19 protein-coding genes are annotated in these 16275 nt (G+C 59.6%); 9 read left to right on the plus strand and 10 right to left on the minus strand.

All coding sequences use genetic code 11. The features are described 5' to 3' along the window. Positions 1–202: 202 nt before the first annotated feature. The 3 genes from aspS to Q0X23_RS11980 form a co-directional block, all read right to left on the minus strand. Entirely contained in the window at positions 203–1474 is a 1272-nt protein-coding gene (gene aspS, locus Q0X23_RS11970) for an aspartate--tRNA(Asn) ligase (RefSeq protein ID WP_297860494.1), read from the minus strand. Between the two features lie 212 nt (positions 1475–1686). Next, positions 1687–2109, minus strand: a complete 423-nt coding sequence (locus Q0X23_RS11975) for an HRDC domain-containing protein (RefSeq protein WP_297860495.1) — start codon at positions 2107–2109, stop codon at positions 1687–1689. A 47-nt stretch (positions 2110–2156) separates the two neighbouring features. Continuing rightward, complete coding sequence (locus Q0X23_RS11980) at positions 2157–2918, minus strand: TatD family hydrolase (RefSeq protein WP_297860496.1); 762 nt, start codon at positions 2916–2918, stop codon at positions 2157–2159. Positions 2919–2990: 72 nt separating this feature from the next. Between Q0X23_RS11980 and Q0X23_RS11985 the strand changes: the two genes are divergently transcribed. Then, positions 2991–4058, plus strand: a complete 1068-nt coding sequence (locus Q0X23_RS11985; protein WP_297860497.1) for a lipocalin family protein — start codon at positions 2991–2993, stop codon at positions 4056–4058. A 38-nt stretch (positions 4059–4096) separates the two neighbouring features. Here Q0X23_RS11985 and Q0X23_RS11990 read toward each other — a convergent pair whose 3' ends face one another. The 3 genes from Q0X23_RS11990 to scpB form a co-directional block, all read right to left on the minus strand. Beyond that, a complete protein-coding gene (locus Q0X23_RS11990) occupies positions 4097–4831 on the minus strand; it encodes a WecB/TagA/CpsF family glycosyltransferase (protein WP_297860498.1) in 735 nt (244 codons plus the stop codon). Between the two features lie 2 nt (positions 4832–4833). Next, entirely contained in the window at positions 4834–5568 is a 735-nt protein-coding gene (locus Q0X23_RS11995; RefSeq protein ID WP_119340352.1) for a 2-phosphosulfolactate phosphatase, read from the minus strand. 509 nt (positions 5569–6077) lie between these two features. Further along, the gene (gene scpB / locus Q0X23_RS12000) at positions 6078–6602 is read right to left on the minus strand and encodes an SMC-Scp complex subunit ScpB (RefSeq protein ID WP_297860499.1); all 525 of its coding nucleotides are present in this window, start codon (positions 6600–6602) and stop codon (positions 6078–6080) included. Between the two features lie 78 nt (positions 6603–6680). Between scpB and Q0X23_RS12005 the strand changes: the two genes are divergently transcribed. Further along, positions 6681–7901 carry a type II secretion system F family protein gene (locus Q0X23_RS12005; protein WP_297860500.1) on the plus strand — a complete coding sequence of 407 codons (1221 nt, stop codon included), beginning with the start codon at positions 6681–6683 and terminating at the stop codon, positions 7899–7901. On the opposite strand, the gene Q0X23_RS12010 is transcribed toward Q0X23_RS12005, so the two are convergent. Continuing rightward, the gene (locus Q0X23_RS12010) at positions 7876–8334 is read right to left on the minus strand and encodes an EVE domain-containing protein (protein ID WP_297860501.1); all 459 of its coding nucleotides are present in this window, start codon (positions 8332–8334) and stop codon (positions 7876–7878) included. The genes Q0X23_RS12005 and Q0X23_RS12010 overlap by 26 nt on opposite strands. A gap of 115 nt (positions 8335–8449) precedes the next feature. Here Q0X23_RS12010 and Q0X23_RS12015 point away from each other — a divergent pair, with 115 nt between their 5' ends. From Q0X23_RS12015 to Q0X23_RS12025, 3 genes are read left to right on the plus strand one after another with little or no spacing between them, the layout of a single operon-like run. Next, positions 8450–8947: a hypothetical protein gene (locus Q0X23_RS12015; RefSeq protein ID WP_297860502.1), complete on the plus strand. Its 498-nt coding sequence runs from the start codon at positions 8450–8452 to the stop codon at positions 8945–8947. 12 nt (positions 8948–8959) lie between these two features. Beyond that, a complete protein-coding gene (locus Q0X23_RS12020) occupies positions 8960–10387 on the plus strand; it encodes an FAD-binding oxidoreductase (RefSeq protein ID WP_297860503.1) in 1428 nt (475 codons plus the stop codon). A gap of 17 nt (positions 10388–10404) precedes the next feature. Continuing rightward, a complete protein-coding gene (locus Q0X23_RS12025) occupies positions 10405–10968 on the plus strand; it encodes a hypothetical protein (RefSeq protein ID WP_297860504.1) in 564 nt (187 codons plus the stop codon). Here Q0X23_RS12025 and Q0X23_RS12030 read toward each other — a convergent pair. From Q0X23_RS12030 to Q0X23_RS12040, 3 genes are all read right to left on the minus strand, one after another. Next, complete coding sequence (locus Q0X23_RS12030) at positions 10940–11365, minus strand: hypothetical protein (RefSeq protein WP_297860505.1); 426 nt, start codon at positions 11363–11365, stop codon at positions 10940–10942. The two genes, Q0X23_RS12025 and Q0X23_RS12030, sit on opposite strands and share 29 nt — an antisense overlap. Positions 11366–11409: 44 nt before the next feature. Beyond that, on the minus strand, positions 11410–12771 hold the full coding sequence (gene mgtE, locus Q0X23_RS12035; RefSeq protein ID WP_297860506.1) for a magnesium transporter: 1362 nt from the start codon (positions 12769–12771) through the stop codon (positions 11410–11412). A gap of 255 nt (positions 12772–13026) precedes the next feature. Then, positions 13027–13374 (minus strand): Uma2 family endonuclease, encoded by a 348-nt coding sequence (locus Q0X23_RS12040; protein WP_297860507.1) that lies wholly within the window; start codon positions 13372–13374, stop codon positions 13027–13029. Between the two features lie 429 nt (positions 13375–13803). On the opposite strand from Q0X23_RS12040, the gene ffh reads away from it, so the two are divergent. From ffh to rimM, 4 genes are all read left to right on the plus strand, one after another. After that, positions 13804–15108, plus strand: a complete 1305-nt coding sequence (ffh, locus tag Q0X23_RS12045; RefSeq protein WP_297860508.1) for a signal recognition particle protein — start codon at positions 13804–13806, stop codon at positions 15106–15108. A 105-nt stretch (positions 15109–15213) separates the two neighbouring features. Next, positions 15214–15453, plus strand: a complete 240-nt coding sequence (gene rpsP, locus Q0X23_RS12050) for a 30S ribosomal protein S16 (RefSeq protein WP_297860509.1) — start codon at positions 15214–15216, stop codon at positions 15451–15453. Positions 15454–15537: 84 nt separating this feature from the next. After that, entirely contained in the window at positions 15538–15756 is a 219-nt protein-coding gene (locus tag Q0X23_RS12055) for a KH domain-containing protein (protein ID WP_297860510.1), read from the plus strand. 29 nt (positions 15757–15785) lie between these two features. Next, positions 15786–16274 carry a ribosome maturation factor RimM gene (gene rimM, locus Q0X23_RS12060; RefSeq protein WP_297860511.1) on the plus strand — a complete coding sequence of 163 codons (489 nt, stop codon included), beginning with the start codon at positions 15786–15788 and terminating at the stop codon, positions 16272–16274. The last annotated feature ends 1 nt before the right edge of the window (position 16275 follow it).

The following is a 16275-nucleotide window of genomic DNA, read 5'->3' on the forward strand; positions in this document are numbered from 1 at the left end:
TTCTCCCCCGAGGGAGAAGGTGGCGACACCCCGACCGCGCTATTTGCAAACAGTTATAGAAACACGCTTGACTGCACCTGGGTTATCGCCGGATGAGGGAGCTTGGGACGCCCTTAAAGCTAACTGTCTAAGTAAAGTTGGTATTACGGCGTGAGGCGGTGCCGGTCGCGTGGTTACAGCGTGAGGTAGTGCTGGTGCCTGGTTACGGCGTGAGGCGGTGCCGGTCGCGGGGGAAGGCCCGCGCGTAGCGCACGTTGGGCAGGCCGACCAGCTTTTGCGTGAGGCGTTCGGCCCCGATGGCAAATCCGCCGTGTGGCGGCATACCAAACTTGAACACTTCCAGGTAGCCCGCAAAGTGGGCGGGGTCGTTGCCTTTCTTTTTGAGTTGCTCAACCAGGGTTTCGTACCGATGGATACGCTGTCCGCCAGAGGTAATCTCCAGCCCCCTGAACAGCAAATCGAAGCCTCGAGTAGATCCGTCGCCCTCGGGATAGGCGTAGAAGGGTCGGGCGGCTTCGGGGTATTTGGCAATAAATAGAAAGTCCACGCCCCATTTCTCCTTGGCCCAAGCCCCCAGGGCCCGCTCGGCTTCCTCGTTGAAGTCGGCCCCTACCGGCATTCCTAGCTCCTCACGCAAAATGCGACGGGCTTCTTTGTGCTCGAGGCGCGGCATATCGGCTAAGTTGGGCCACTCTACCTCCAGAAGTTTGCACTCCGCCGCAGCGCTGTGCCGGGCCTCGTCCAGCATGGCCCGCAGGAGCTCTTCCTCGAGGTTCATCACGTCGTATTCGGACTCGATAAAGCCCATCTCTACGTCGAGCGAAAGATACTCGTTGAGGTGGCGGCTGGTGGCGTGTTGCTCGGCCCGAAAGACTGGTGCGACCTCGTAGACGCGTTCATAGACCCCCACCATAATCTGCTTGTAGAGCTGGGGGGACTGGGCCAGATAAGCCCGGTGCTCAAAATAATCAATACCAAACAGGTTGCTGCCCCCCTCGGCTCCTGCCGAGACAATCTTGGGGGTGAAAATCTCGGTAAAGCCCTGGCTATCCAGGTAGTTGCGAAAACCCCGTACCAGGGCAGCTTGAATTTTGAGGGGAGCCCGGGCTTTTTCTCCGCGCAAGCTCACATAGCGGTACTCCAATAGCGTCTCGGGGTTGACCCGCCACTCCTCCTTGGGAATTTCAATGGGGCTGGGCTCGCTGGCTTTGGCGTAGAACTCGAGGTCTTCTGCAATAACCTCGTAACCTCCCGGCGCTTTGGGGTTGGCAACTACCTGGCCCACCACCTTCATGGAGGACTCGGCCAGAGGCAGCTCGAAACGCTTATCCACCACCACCTGCACGATGCCACTTTTGTCGCGCAAGAGGGCAAACTGGATACCGCCTAAGTCACGCTTCCAGTGCAGGAAACCCTGCAGGGTAACGGTCTGGCCCACATGTTGGGCAACTTGGCTGGCGAGGGTTCTGGACATGTTCTCTCCCGAAAAAGTTTTTTGCGGCGGTGTGGGCTCAACAAAAAACCCCCGATACAACAAGGTATCGGGGGTCGAAATCTCGCCCCCTCAGGAATTATCGTCCGTCCGCAACATCCTGCCCTGCATATTACGTGCCAAATCTCACTTGGTCAAGCCAGGCTAAAGGTGTCTCGTCGAATAAGCCCGGCGACATGATCACAAGCACCCCCCTACAAGGCCTGGTTCAATATTTGCAGGATTTCTCGGCCATATTTCTGAACCTTGGCCTGGCTCAACCCCTTGACCTCACCCAACTCTGCCGGGGTTTTGGGCTTGCTCTTTAGAATGGCCTGTAGCTCGGCATTGGTGGCGATTACATAAGGCGGAACCCCCTCTTGCTTGGCTTTCTGGCTGCGCCACTTGCGAAGGGCTTCAAAGGCAGGGCTGCTGGAGGGTTCTGCGGCCGGGTTGGTTTGACGAGAACTGGGGGTCTTGGGTTCGCCCTCGTAGAATACCAGCACACTCCAGAAGGGGGCATGGCCCATCACCAGGCTGCTGGATACCTGGATGGGCATGACCTGGGCTAAAAACGCGTTGAGCTGCTCGAGGTCCCGAGCATGGTCCAGCCGAAGTGTAAAGGTCTGGCACTGCATGGCTATAGTTTACTGCCCATGCTAGGTGCCTCGGATATCCGCCAGAACTAAAACCCGAAACAGACCTGAGCGTTCTGGTCGGTAAGGCTTTCCATAACCTCGATTTCCATGTTGCGGATCTCAGCCAGCTTGGCCAGGGTAAAGCGGGCCAAGGCGGGGTGGTTGCGCTTGCCCCGGTAGGGTTCAGGCGGGAGAAAAGGGGCATCGGTCTCGATGAGCAGGCGGTTTAGGGGAATCTCTTTAGCGGCTTCGCGCAAGGCGGTGTTCTTTTTGTAGGTCAGCGGCCCAGCAAAGCCAAAGTAGGCCCCCAGCAAAAGCCCCACCTCCAGCAGCCTGGGGTGTCCCCCAAAGGCGTGAAGAACGAACCTCGAGGGCTTGTTTTGCAAGAGCCAGCTGGCTATTTCGATTTCAGCCTGGCTGCCTTCCTTGCTGCGAACGTGAAAGATGAGCGGGAGCCTCAGGGTCTGAGCAAGCTGGTGCTGGAAATCCAGGGCCTTGTACTGGGCCAGCCGCGTCTCGGGCGTCCAGTAGAAGTCCAGCCCGGTTTCGCCAATGGCGCGTACCTTGGGGTGTTGGGCCAGGTGGAGCAGGTCGGCCTCGAGCTCCGGCGATAGCAGCATGGCCTCAGTGGGGTGCAGGCCTACGGCGGCCCAGATGTGGGGGTGAGCCTCGGCCAGGGTCAGGGCCTTGCGGTCGCGGATGGGGTTGGTTCCGATGGTCAGGATGGCCTTGAAGTCCCTTGAGGCTTCGATGGCGGCCTGGGTTTCCTCGGGCTCCATATAGTCCAGGTGACAGTGGGTGTCGGTCATAGCGTCTTTCCGCGGCTCAGTTTACGCCCTGTGCTACAGCTCGTTGCGCCCCGGCTTGCTTACACTGGCGGCATGCGCCTTTGGACCATAGCCCTGCTGTTTGCTCTTACCGGCTGCTTGCCTACTTTGCAGGCCGTGAATCCTGATCAGGCTCCGAGTGCCGACAACTGGGGGCCCAACAATGCGCCCCTGGAATGGTGGTACGTCTCGGGCTACCTACCCGACGAAGGGCTGGCCTTCCATTGGGCCTTGTTCAAGGCCTACGCACCGCAGAACTGGCAGGTGGGCTTCATCAACCCTGCTATATTTTTCCCCGGCCCCTACCACGCCTCGCACATCGCCCTAACCGATCTGCGCACCAACCAGAAGCTGTTCGAGGAACGCTTCGACTTCCGCACCGACCGCCCGCGCGGCGACAGCCTGGTAGCCTACCCCCCTTTGCGCATCGAGCAGGGGGACTGGAAGCTGCTGCAGGAGGGCAATAGCTACCGGCTTTCGGCAGGCCCCATCCAGGTGCACCTGACCCCGCTCAAACCCGCGGTGGTGCATCCGCCGGGGTACTCGGGAACCGCCGAGACCGGGCGCATGTACTACGTGTCCTTTACCCGCATGGCCCTCGAGGGCGTAATTGCGGGCAGGCCAGTGCGTGGCGAGGCCTGGATGGATCACCAGTGGGGCGACCAGATTGGGAGCCAGGGGAGTGCTACCGGGCTGGGGGCGCTATGGGACTGGTATGGGCTGCATCTCTCCGATGGCACCGACCTGATGCTCTACCGGGTCAAGAATGCTAAAGGGGAGGTGGTGCAACTCGCCGGCACCGCCACGCTTCCCAACGGGCAGATTCGTGAACTGGCGAACCTCCAGATGACCCCCCTGGAAAGCTGGACCTCGCCCAGTGGTCGCACCTACAACCTGGCCTGGCAGGTTGTAGCCGAGGGGCTGAGCCTCCGCCTGGAGCCCCTGCGAAAAGACCAGGAACTTCTGACCGCCTCGACGCGGGTGGCCTATTGGGAGGGCCCGGTGGCGGGCAGCGGAACCTGGCAGGGCCAAGCTGTGCAGGCAAAGGGCATGGGCGAGTTTGTGGCCGGGCCCTACAACCCGCCGGGAAGCCTATTTGGTCTTCCGGTTCAGGGGCGATAGGGCCGCGTAAGAGTGTTGATGTGTGCTGACGGCCCTTATCAGCGGGTAACGCGAGGGGCTCGAGGGCTTGCCAGAACCAGGCCCACAAACTTAAGCAGTCTGGGGAATCGGCCCCAGCGTTTTCGGTCACTGGCAATGCGCACCAGCCACTCGATTTTGAGCTTTTGCGCCCAGCGCGGAACCCGGCGTACCTCACCGGCCAGCACATCTATCATGCCGCCCACGCCAATGGCTACCTTGGCGCCCAGCCGGGCTTTGTGGCGGTGGATGAAGGTGTCCTGTCGCTCGCCCATCCCCACGACCAGTAGATCGGGTTGGGCCTGGTGAATGGCCGCGACAACGGCCTCTTCATCCTTGAAATAACCGTCCTGCACACCGCAAACCTGAATACCCCAGCGTGCTTGGGCATTCTGGGCCGCTCGCTCGGCCACCCCTGGTGCGGCCCCTAGAAAGTAGACCTTTAGTCGAGGGCCAAGCCTTGCAAAAATAGCCGGCAGGATTTCCGATCCCGGCACCCGGTCTGCAAGTTTGTGGGTGGTGAGTCGGCTCACGGCCCAGACGATGCCCACCCCGTCGGCGGTGACAAGTTCACTCTCCTGCAGGGCTTGTTTGAGAGCAGGATCGGACTGGGCCCGCACCACAGCCTCGGGGTTGGTGGTGATGATCTGGGCACAGTGGGGGAGGGGTTGGGTGAGTTTTTCCTCTATCCAAGCCAGGGTTTGCTCCAGGTTCACCAGATCTACCGGAGTCTCGAGTATCTCTACCCGCTGCATCCCTACCTCTCCTGAAAACAAAAACCGAAGCGATCTTTGCTGAGGCCGTACTGATCAGCCTTCAGTACCCGCACCTGGGTTAGCCGGGGTACCCGCTCTTCCACACTGACCAAGCTCGCCAGGGCCAGGTCTTCACTACGTCCAACGCGATAGAGTTGCTTGCCTAGATCGGACTGTACCAGCGATTCCTGGGGGTCCGGAAAGGACTTAAGCAGAGCAGTGGCCAGCCGGGCCCCGTCCTGCAAGGTGCCCCACTGGCCCAGGGCCTGGTGTAAGCGTTTGGCAAGAAAGCCTGCCGCGACGGTGTTGGCCAGGCTGGGCTCGAGTTTGGCCTGGGTGGCTGCGACCACCGTGTCTATCTGCATGTCCACCGCGTACTGGATGGCCTGTCGAGCGTTGCGGAAGTAGGCCAGGGCACTTCCCTGGGGTAGCTGCTCGAGCGACTCGGCCAGGGGCTTGGCCAGCAGAACACAGCTTTGTGCCTGGAAGCGCTGCTTGCCCAAGGCGACCAGCGACAGGCCGTTGTGGAATCCCTCGGGCGGAAGGCCTTCCTCTTCGCCCAGCAACAGGCTGCCACCCTCGGCAAGAATCCGGGCGGCCCGCACACTTTTGGCAACCCAGACCTCTTTAACGCCGGCAGCCAGCAGCATGCCTACTGCGCTGCCGTAAAAAACATCTACCAGCAACACCGGTTGGGGATAGGGGGGTTTGGGAATCAGATCTACCCGAATCGTCACGAAGTAAGGGCCTCCCTCAAAGCGCCATGCGCCTGTCCTGCGGCATTATAACTATAGAGCTGTTGAGACCGAAGGCAAGCCTGAGGCTAAACCGCATCCCGTCCATCCTTTCGTGCGCGGCTTCGTGCTATTGCAAAAACCTCTGCCCTGGGTGTAGCGCTATGTCAATGTGTCGTCAAGAGTTTTGATACCAACTTTACTTGAACAGTTAGCTTTGAGGGTCGTCCCCAGCTCCCTCATCCGGCGACACCCCAGGTGCGGTCAATCGCGTTCCTATCGCTTTTTGTAAATGGCGCGGTCGGGGTGTCGCCACCTTCTCCCTCCGGGGAGAAGGCAGGGGGTTCATGTGGATTTGGTATGAATAGTAGAGTCCTTTTTTCGCGGCCGGCTCTAGTGGTCTGGTAACCAAGAATTCAGTATTCACTTCAGCGCCTCCCAATGAGCCGCACATCGCAATTATGGGCAATCAACGTGCTCTAAAACTTGCCGAAAAATAAGTTACCCGTGTACTAGCTGCGTAAAAGCAACACCGGACCTTCGCCCACCGGGGGCAGATCGGACAGGCTTTCCAGGCCAAACATTTCTAAAAACCGCTCGGTGGTTCCAAACAGTTTGGGTCGTCCAACAGCGTCTTTTTCGCCCACAACCTGTACCAGCTGGCGCTCCAACAGCCCGTCCAGAACCCCCTCCACACTTTTGCCCCGCAAGGCTTCCAACTCGGCCCGGGTGAGGGGTTGCTGATAGGCTATCAAGGCCAGTACCTCGAGGGCTGCCTTGGAGATGCGTGGGGGGGTCGGGCGCAACACCTGCTCGACCGCCGTAAGGTGTAGGGGGTGCACTACCAGCCGCCAGCCCCCCGCCACGCGCTCGAGCTGTACACCCGACTGGCCGCCGGCGAGGTCGTGCTCGAGGGCCACAATGGCCCTGGTGAGGGCTTCCTCGGTGCCCAGGGGGCTCAGGTCACGAAGGGAGAGCGGCCTTCCGGCAGCGAACAACACGGCTAAAATCTGGGCTTTGAGGGTCTGGGTGTCCATAGATACGAGAGATACAGATATGACAGATGTGGTTATTTCACCACCAATCTAGCTTCCAGAGGCTATACTAGAGTGAGTATGCCAACCTATCAATACAAGGCCAGGGATCGCCAGGGGCGGTTGATCAATGCCGTCATCGAAGCGGACGATATGCGCACGGCAGCCCGTAGCCTGCGTGAAAAAGGTTTGTTCATCGCTGAAATCAAGGAACCCGGCAAAGGTTTACAGGCTGAGATTAAGCTGCCCGGTCTAGAACCCCAGCCTGGACTGAAGGATTTGGCTATCTTCAGTCGTCAGTTGGCCACCATGCTTAATGCGGGTCTGCCCATCGTGCAGGCCCTGGCCATTCTGGAAAAGCAGACCGAGAAAAAGAAGTTCCAGGCCATACTCAAAGAAATCCGCACCGAGGTGGAGGGCGGGGCCAACTTCAGCGAAGCCCTCAGCAAGCACAAGCTCTTCAGCCGCCTTTACATCAACCTTGTGCGGGCAGGCGAGACCTCAGGCACGCTCGACGCCATCCTGGACAGGCTGGCGACCTTCCTGGAAAACGAGCTGGCCCTAATCGGTAAGATTCGCTCGGCCCTGACCTACCCGGCCATCGTGTTCGTATTTGCGGTGGGCGTAACCTACTTCCTGCTGACCGGCATTGTGCCGCAGTTTGCCCAGATCCTGACCGGTCTGGGTTCGGAGCTGCCCCTCCTGACCCGCGCCCTGATGAGCATCTCCGATTTTTTACGCCAGGGCACTATTTTTATCGTGCTGATTGCGGTGGCACTCTTTTTTGCCTACCGGGCCTACTACCGAACCGATAAGGGGCGACACCAGATCGATCAGATCAAGCTCAAGCTGCCGGTATTTGGCAACCTGATGAAGAAAAGCGCGCTGGCCCGCTTTTCCCGTACCTTCGGTCTGCTTATCTCGAGCGGTGTGAACATCGTGGAGGCCCTGGACATTACTAAGGGCACTGCCGGGAATGCCATTGTGGAGGATATCCTCGAGCAGACCAAAATCGCCATCCAGGCCGGTGAGCCGGTTTATACCACCATCCAGGCCCACCCGCAGGTCTTCCCACCCATGGTGAGCTCGATGATCGCCATCGGTGAAGAGACCGGTGCGCTGGACACCATGCTCACCAAAATCGCCGACTTCTATGAGCGCGAGGTAGACGAAGCGGTGAGCGCCCTGACCGCCGCCATCGAGCCCCTGATGATCATCTTCCTGGGCTTTATCGTAGGCGTGATTGTGGCCGGGATGTTCCTGCCGCTCTTCAAGATCATCGGGACGCTTTCAACGCAATAATCCTGTCTGCAACCCCAGAAGTAATCGGCATCACCGATAACCGGTTGCCCCGGCGAAGCAAAATAAGCTCGTCGGGGCTGAACTTTGCCCGCAAGACCTCGAGGGTGAGCATCTGCTTATATTTCTCCACAAAACCCACCCGCACCGTCCACCAGCGCGGGTTGTCCTCTGAACTCTTGGGGTCGAAGTAGGGCGATTGGGGGTCGAACTGGCTGGGGTCGGCAATATGGGTCTCGAGAACCCGGCAAAGCCCCACGATGCCGGGCGGTTCGGTGCTGGAGTGATAAAAAAAAGCCAGGTCGCCTACCTGCATGGCCATGAGAAAATTGCGAGCCTGGTAGTTGCGTACCCCGTCCCAGAGGGTGGTTTTTTGTTTTTTCAGGTCGTCTATACTGAATACGTCGGGTTCCGACTTGAGCAGCCAGTAGTTCATACCAGGCCAGTTTAGCTTTAGTCGGACTTTAGATGCTGCTGTTTGAGCCACCAACCTAAACGCGGGTTTAGCTTTCGCTTATGCCAATACCAGCACCTCGAGCAACGATACAACCATGAAAAAGCCACTCTTCGCCTTCACCCTGCTGCTGGTTTTTGCCGGCTGCATTCCCATCGGTACCAACCCTGCCGATGCCCTCTTGATTTCCGACCTGCGCTACGAGAGCAACTTCCGCGATGCCAGCGGGCGTTCGTACATCTGCGACAACAAACTCACCACCCTGACCTATAGCTTCCGCTACAACGACTTTGCCCGCATCGCTCGCTGGGACTCCCGTCTGGTGGGCGAGACCACTGGCCAGGCCACCCATACCCTCAGCATGAGCAAGGACACCGGCGGTTACCTCAACCAGAACAACCGCATCAGCGTGAACTGGGCCTTGAGCCAGGGGACGGCCCCCTTGAGTGTATCGCCACAGAGCATCGTAGTAACCCCAGTGCCCCAGCCCCGCCAGATTGGGGCGACCCGCCTGGAGCTAATCGTTTTTGCCATCAATGGCAGTTCGGCCCGGCTGGTTTTTCCGGGCATTCCGGTCATTGACAACTGTCCCTGATAAGCTATAAGCGTGACCCTGAACCTTGGCAAGAAGCACCTGCCATCCTCACACCGCCCCACATACCCCCAACCGGCCCGAACGGCCCAGGAACTACAGGCTCGGCTAGGCCGGGAGAAGGTTTTGCTCGAGCTGGCCCAGCGGCGCAACTACTCCTACGACGGCATTGCCATGGGTGTGACCCCGGCTGTGGTGGTGCTGCCGACCTCGACTGCCGATGTGGTCGAGACTGTGCGGTTCGCCAATCAGGTGGGTCTGCCCATTGTGGCACGCGGGGCGGCCAGTGGTTTGTCGGGCGGGGCGGTGCCAATCCAGGAGTCCATCGTGATGTCATTTACCCGTATGACTGGCCTGCACATCGACCCCCAAGCCCGCATCGCCACGGTGCAGCCGGGGGTGGTTACGCTGCAGATCAGCGAGCTGGCCAAACCTTATGGGCTATGGTATCCCCCTGATCCGGCTTCTTTTCGCACCAGCACCATTGGGGGCAATCTGGCCGAAAACGCTGGAGGGCCGATGTGCTTCAAGAAGGGTGTGACCGGCGATTATGTGGTGGAGCTCGAGTTCGTGGACTTTGCCGGGCAGGTGCACCGCCTGCGGCGCGAGGCCTACGACCTGGTGGGCTTGCTGGTGGGTTCCGAGGGTACGCTGGGGCTTATCACCGAAGCCAAACTGCGCCTGGAGCCCATCCCGCGCTACACCCGTACCCTGATGGCCATTTTCAACGAAGTGGGGCGGGCCGCCGAAGCCGTCTCGGAGGCCATTGCGGCCGGTGCGGTGCCAAGCAAGCTCGAGTTCATGGACAACGGTTGCATCAATGCCGTGGAAGACTACCTCAAGCTAGGGCTGCCCCGCGAGGCAGCGGCCATTTTGCTGGTAGATACCGATGGCGACGACCCCCAGATAGTCGAGGAGGAGCTGGCCTGGGTGGCCGAAGCCTGCCAGAAGCATGGGGCCACCGTGCGCTTGGCACAGACCATGGCCGAGAGCGAAGCCCTATGGAAGGCCCGCCGTTCCATTTCTCCCGCCATCGGCGCCATTAAGCCTAAGCGCATGAATGAGGACATCGCGGTACCGCGCTCGAGCCTGCCCGAGGTGATGCGCAGCATCGAAGCGCTGGGTCAGGCCTATGGCCTGCGGGTGGTGCAGTTTGGGCATATTGGGGATGGCAACCTGCACCCCAATGTGCTCTACGACCCCAAAGTGGATCCGGAAGAAAAGGTCTGGGAACTCTTGCACGAGATAGCCCGGGTGGCCCTGCGGCATGGAGGGGTTTTGTCCGGAGAGCACGGCATTGGCATTATGAAGCGCGACTTTATGAGCGAAGCGGTCGACCCCGAGACCTTAGAGGCTTTGCGCAAAGTCAAGGCGGCTTTCGACCCACGGAACCGCTTGAATCCGGGTAAAGTGTTGCCTGAAGCCCACTCGTTCACGGACTAAGCAGTAAAGCTGAATAAATGATCAAAAACCCGTGGCTTTTGCTGCTGGTGCTTTTTAGTACTCAAGGGTTGGCCCAAACTCAAAATCAATTCTCGGTAGGGCCAGCAATAGTGGCTGAGCCGCTGATCTTTGTTGAACAGGCCGAGGGGCCAAGCCGAGAACCCGAACGACCCTCCTGGGATCGGCTACTCCTGGGCCCTGCCCCGGAGGGCTTCCGCGGGCTGGCGATTTCGGCCCGGCTGCTGGCCTGGAGCGTGCCCTGGACGCTGGCGGGTTCTACCATGGGGCTCTTGAGCGACGACCTCTGGCAGCGCTCGTTCTGGCTCACCAACTCGATTTGGGCGGCGGTTAACTCCGGCATTGCCCTGGTGGGGTTGCTGGGTTCTGAGCCCGATAAAAACAACCTGCGCGACCTGCTCTACATTAATGCAGGGCTGGATGTGCTCTACATCGCGGGAGGCGTTTTCCTGGCTTTGCAGCCCGATGCCCGCAGCCAGGGGGCGGGCTGGGCCATTGCCCTGCAAGGGGCCTGGCTGCTGCTCTTTGACCTGTTCAATGCCCTGGCGCTGGAGAACTCTTGACACTCGTTAGCGAACGCACAAAGGCGATGGCTTCCTCGGCCTCGGCCAGGCGGGGTTCTCGACCCTGAAACCAGGCCCAAAGCCCGTCCATATCCAGGTTTTGCAGGTTATGGGGTTCCCCCAGAATGATTTTGTGGTCGCCGTCGGGCAGCCAGATCATGCCCAGTACCGATCCTTGAAGCCTGCGTCCTACCGCAACGGGTTCCCGGCTGGCCCATATGGCATCGAGTGCGGCCTGGTCGGCAGGGTTGAAATATCCCGGAATCTGGCCGTAATTCACGGGTGGAAGGCCCCACTCGGCCCGCCAGGGGGGGTTCCGGGGCACCAGCCTTTGGCCGTCCCAATCAAAGCGCAGGGGGCTGCCCAGGCTCCACTCCACAATCATCTCGAGGCGCATGGTTGCTCCTGTTCGCGCTGCTGGCGGGCCAACCGCTCAGACTTTCATAGGTTGAGCAGCCATCGGGCCACACTCAAGTACACCACCAGCCCGCTTACGTCGGTCACGGTAGCAATGAGGGGGTTCGAAATCAGGGCCGGGTCGAGCCGCAGGCGGCGCAACAGAAGGGGCAGCATGGCCCCCACCACATTGGCCAGCAGAACCACGAGCCCTAAAGAAATGCCCACCACCACCAGCAGGTCTTTTTGCCCGTCAATGATAACCTTGATGGTCAGCAGGGTGGCCAGGGTCAAACCCAGCAGCATGCCTACCCCCAGCTCTTTGCGCATGATTCGTAACCAGTCGCCCAGGGTCACGTCGCGCGTGGCCAACGCCCGCACGATCAGGGTGCTCGACTGATTACCGGTGTTGCCGCCGGTACCCACCAGCACCGGAACGTAGAAAGCCAAAGCAGTGACCGCCTCGAGCACCGACTCGAAGCCTTGCAGGATGCTGCTGGTGATGCTGCCGGTCACGATCAGGATAATCAGCCAGCGCACCCGGGCGCTCCAGAGCTCCCACACGCTCGACTTGCTGTACACCAGCTCGGGCGATTCCACCGCGCCCAGCCGGTAGATGTCTTCGGTAGCCTCCTCCTGGATGACGTCTACCACGTCGTCAATGGTGACAATCCCCACCAGTTTTTTATCCTCGTCCACCACCGGCAGCACCGTGAAGTTGTAGTCGGCCATCAGGCGGGCTACTTCTTCCTGGTCGGTGTTGTCGCGAACGAAGATGACATCGGGGTTCATGATCTCCGCGACGCGGGTTTTGGGGTCGGCCACAATCAGGTCGCGCAGCGTGAGTACCCCTTCCAGGCGTTCTTCGGCGTCCACCACGTATATCACGTAAATCTGCTCGGCGTCGGGGGCCTCGCGGCGCAGAAAGCGGAACACCTCCTCGACCCGCATGGCATCGCGTACCGCGATGTACTCCGAGGTCATGATGCCCCCGGCCTCGTCCTCGTCGTACTCGGTTAGCTCTTCGACCTCGGCCCGGGTCTCGGGGTCGAGCTGGCGGAGCAGGGCCTCGGCCTGGGCCGGGTTTTCCTCCTCGACGGCGTTGATGGTGTCGGCCAGGTCGTCCAGCGAGAGTTCGTCTAAAAGCTCCTTGACCCGCCAGGGGGGCAAAGCCTCCAGGAGTTCGGCTTGTTCGGTTTCCTCGAGGTGGCTGAAGACCTCCGCCGCATCGGCGGGGGAGAGCAGGGTCAGGATGGGGAGGCGATGTTCGGGGGCAAACGCCGACCAGTGCTCCAGAATTTGCGCCGGATACAGCTCTTCCAGCGCTGCTTTGACCTTGAAGGCGTCGCTCTCCTCGAGGGCCCTTTGGAGGGCGTCCAGCCCAACCAGGTTTTGGGTGTCGTACATGTGCGGCCTCCTTCGGTTTTCGGCTTGGGCCGAATCTTGGAAGGAAGCTCCGCAGGGTACACGGTTTGTCGAGGATTACACGGTGTGGGAGCACACCGGGTAAAATCTTCGACTAGAACTGTGATCTTCCACGGTGCCTCCATAACCTTGCGCCTTGAACCCTGTGTTCTTGGCCTTACAAGGTGGCGAAAATGCCTCTAGTAGGTTAACACTTAAGGCCCCACGAGGCAAGCAAATCTGGCCATGTCGCCTGCTTCAATGTGCCGATGTCTTGTCGCAGGTCGCAGGCTTTTCACCCCGGTCTATGGCCTCGGTGGTTTCGGAAAGCACTTCTATCACCCAGCTAGCCTGCTGCTTGTAGCGGGCTTTACCGTCGGGTAGTTCGCACGAAAGAAACAGATCGGGGTAGTAGCCCTGTCCGCTGGGAGTTTGCTGAATCATATCAGCCATGAACAACTCGCAACCCCAGGCCTCGGCACTATCGAAAATAAGGCGATTCAAGCGGCTGATGAGCCGGTTGTGGTTGGCGGTTCCACCCGCCATGGCAAACAGATAACCGTCGACCCATTCGTGGCGCTTTTGGGTATGGGCCTCGAGCTCCAAATACTCATTAAGGCTGGCCTGGCCCGCCGGGTTTGCCGTGCCATTGATGCAGTTACCGTTATACCGGTGCGGTTTGGGCGCTTAGTGGTCTGGTAACCAGGAATTCAGTATACACAGCAGCCCTTCTCAATGAGCCGCACATCGCAATTTTGGGCAGTCAACGTGCTTCAACGTGTACCGCAAAATAAGTTACCTGTGCACTTAGTTGCCTGGTCTTCGGTAACGATTTCGCCAAAGCCATTCTGTCTTTGCGCTGGGCCTTCGGCACTTTCACACCAAGCCCTGAAGATTAGTTTATTGTCATATTACCTGATATTGACATGCTCAATCCATTGCTGCTACCCTAGCGGGCGGCCTTTGGGAATTGGCCTTGAAATCGCAAAAGTAATATGAGTGGTTTCTTGGGCACCCCTCGGCTAGACTAAACATATGTTTGAGACCCTTTCCCAACGCATTCGCGCTGCTGTGGACAAGCTGCGCGGGCGGGGCCGCATTAGCGAGGCCGACCTCAAGGCCACCCTGCGCGAGATTCGCATGTCGCTCCTGGAGGCCGATGTCAACTTCGAGGTCGCCAAAAACTTCGTAAACAGGGTACAGGAGAAAACCCTGGGCCAGGCTGTGCTGGAGAGCCTCACCCCGGCGGAGCAAATCCTGACTGTGGTCTACGAAGAGCTGGTGCAGATGCTGGGAGGGGAAGCCAAACAGCCGGTGCTCAAGAACGAGGGCAACCTGTGGTTTATGGTGGGCTTGCAAGGCTCGGGGAAGACCACCACCACCGGCAAGCTGGCCCAGTTCTATAAGTCCAAGGGGCGCCGCCCCTTGCTGGTCGCTGCCGACACCCAGCGCCCCGCCGCCCGCGAGCAGCTGCGCATTCTGGGCGAGAAGATTGGGGTGCCGGTGCTCGAGGTCGCCGATAACGAGCGCCCCGAGACCACCCGCACCCGCCTGCAGCAGCACCTGACCTTCGACTACCGCGACCTGGTCATTGTGGACACCGCAGGCCGCCTGCAAATAGACGAAGCCCTGATGGACGAGCTGGCCCGGCTCAAAGAGGTGCTGGGCCCCTCCGAGACCCTGCTGGTAGTGGACAGCATGACCGGTCAGGAGGCCCTGAACGTTTCCAAAACCTTCGATGAGCGGATTGGAGTCTCGGGTCTGATTCTGACCAAGCTCGACGGCGATGCCCGGGGTGGGGCGGCGCTTTCGGCCCGGCACGTGACCGGCAAGCCCATCTACTTTGCGGGGGTTTCGGAGAAACTCGAGGGTCTCGAGCCCTTCTACCCCGACCGGCTGGCCCAGCGCATCCTGGGCATGGGCGATCTCCAGACCTTGCTGGAGAAGGCTAAGCAGGCCGAGCTCGAGGCCCCCCAGAAAGACCTCAAGGAAATCACCCTGGAAGACCTCATCACCCAGATGCGCCAGATGCGCAAAATGGGCAGCTTCACCGAAATCCTGGGCATGATTCCCGGTATGTCGCGGATGCTCCCGGCTGGCTTTTCGGTAGACGAAAAACAGGTGAACCGCATGGAGGCCATTGTGCTCTCCATGACCCCCAAAGAGCGGCGTGACCCCAGGATACTCAATGCCTCGCGGCGCAAACGCATCGCAGCAGGCTCGGGAACCTCGGTGCAGGAGGTCAACCGCCTCATCAAAACCTTCGAGGACACCAAGCAGATGTTGAAAACCCTGGCCAAACAGCAGCAAAGAGGGGGCAGGGGGCTCTTCAGGCGATAGGTCTCAAGTCGCAAGTCAGAACCCGGCCTTTCGGCCCTGGACCTGCGACCAGCAATGCGGAAAAAATAACCATACCGCTGTAGACAAAAGAAAAAGGAGAAAACCATGACCAAGATTCGTCTCTCTCGTTTCGGCTCCAAAGGCAACCCGCACTACCGCATAGTGGTAGTGGACAGCCGTGTCAAGCGCGACGGCGGCTATATCGAGCGCATTGGCTACTACGACCCCCGCAAGACCACCAGAGACTGGCTCAAGCTCGACCAGGAACGTTTGCAGTACTGGCTGGGTGTTGGCGCCCAACCCACCGACACCGTCAAGAAGCTCATCAAACAAGCCAGCGCATAAGCTGCCCAAGGCGATAAGCCGAAAGCTAAAGGCTCAAAACCCCTGGGCTTTCGGCTTTTAGCTTTTGGCTTTAGGCTAGTGCTTATGAAAGACCTGGTTGAGTACCTGGCCAAAGCCGTTGTAGATCACCCGGCCTCCATTCGCGTAGATGAGCGCCGGGGCCGCGAAGGTTTGGTGTATTACATCGAAACTCATCCTGAAGACAAGGGCCGCATCATCGGACGGCAGGGTCGCGTCATCGAGAGTATCCGCACGGTGGTGCGTTCGTTTGCTCGAGGCCGGGTTTCGGTGGAGGTGCGCTAAGCCCAAACCCCTGACCCTAACCCCTCTATATGCGGCGCATCGAAATTGGACGAATCGGAAAAGCCTATGGCATGGCGGGGGGCCTCAAGTTTCGAGGCGAACCGGTGGTGTATGACCTCGAGCGGGTTTACCTCGAGGGACTGGGTTACCGGGCGATAGAAGAAATTGAGGAGCTGGGTAACGAGCTGGTGGTGTATCTCTCCGGTGTGCAAAACCGCCAGGAGGCTGAACAGCTGGCCGGTTTGCGCGTATATGCCGACCAGGACGACCTTCCCCAACTGGAGGAAGGCGAATACTACTACTTCGAGCTTATAGGCAGGCCGGTTTTTGTGGATGGGCGGCCCTTTGGGGAAGTGGTGGATGTGGAGGATGGCGCGCAGGAACGGCTCGTCATCAAAGCCAAAGGCACCTCGCTGCGGGCCCAGAGCAAAACCTACCTGGTGCCGCTCCAGGCGCCTTATGTGAAAATCGAGGCCGACGGCATTTACATTGAGACCATTCCGGGTTTGCTCGAGTAGC

The organism is Meiothermus sp. (assembly GCF_026004115.1).
In the GTDB taxonomy this organism is placed as follows: domain Bacteria; phylum Deinococcota; class Deinococci; order Deinococcales; family Thermaceae; genus Meiothermus.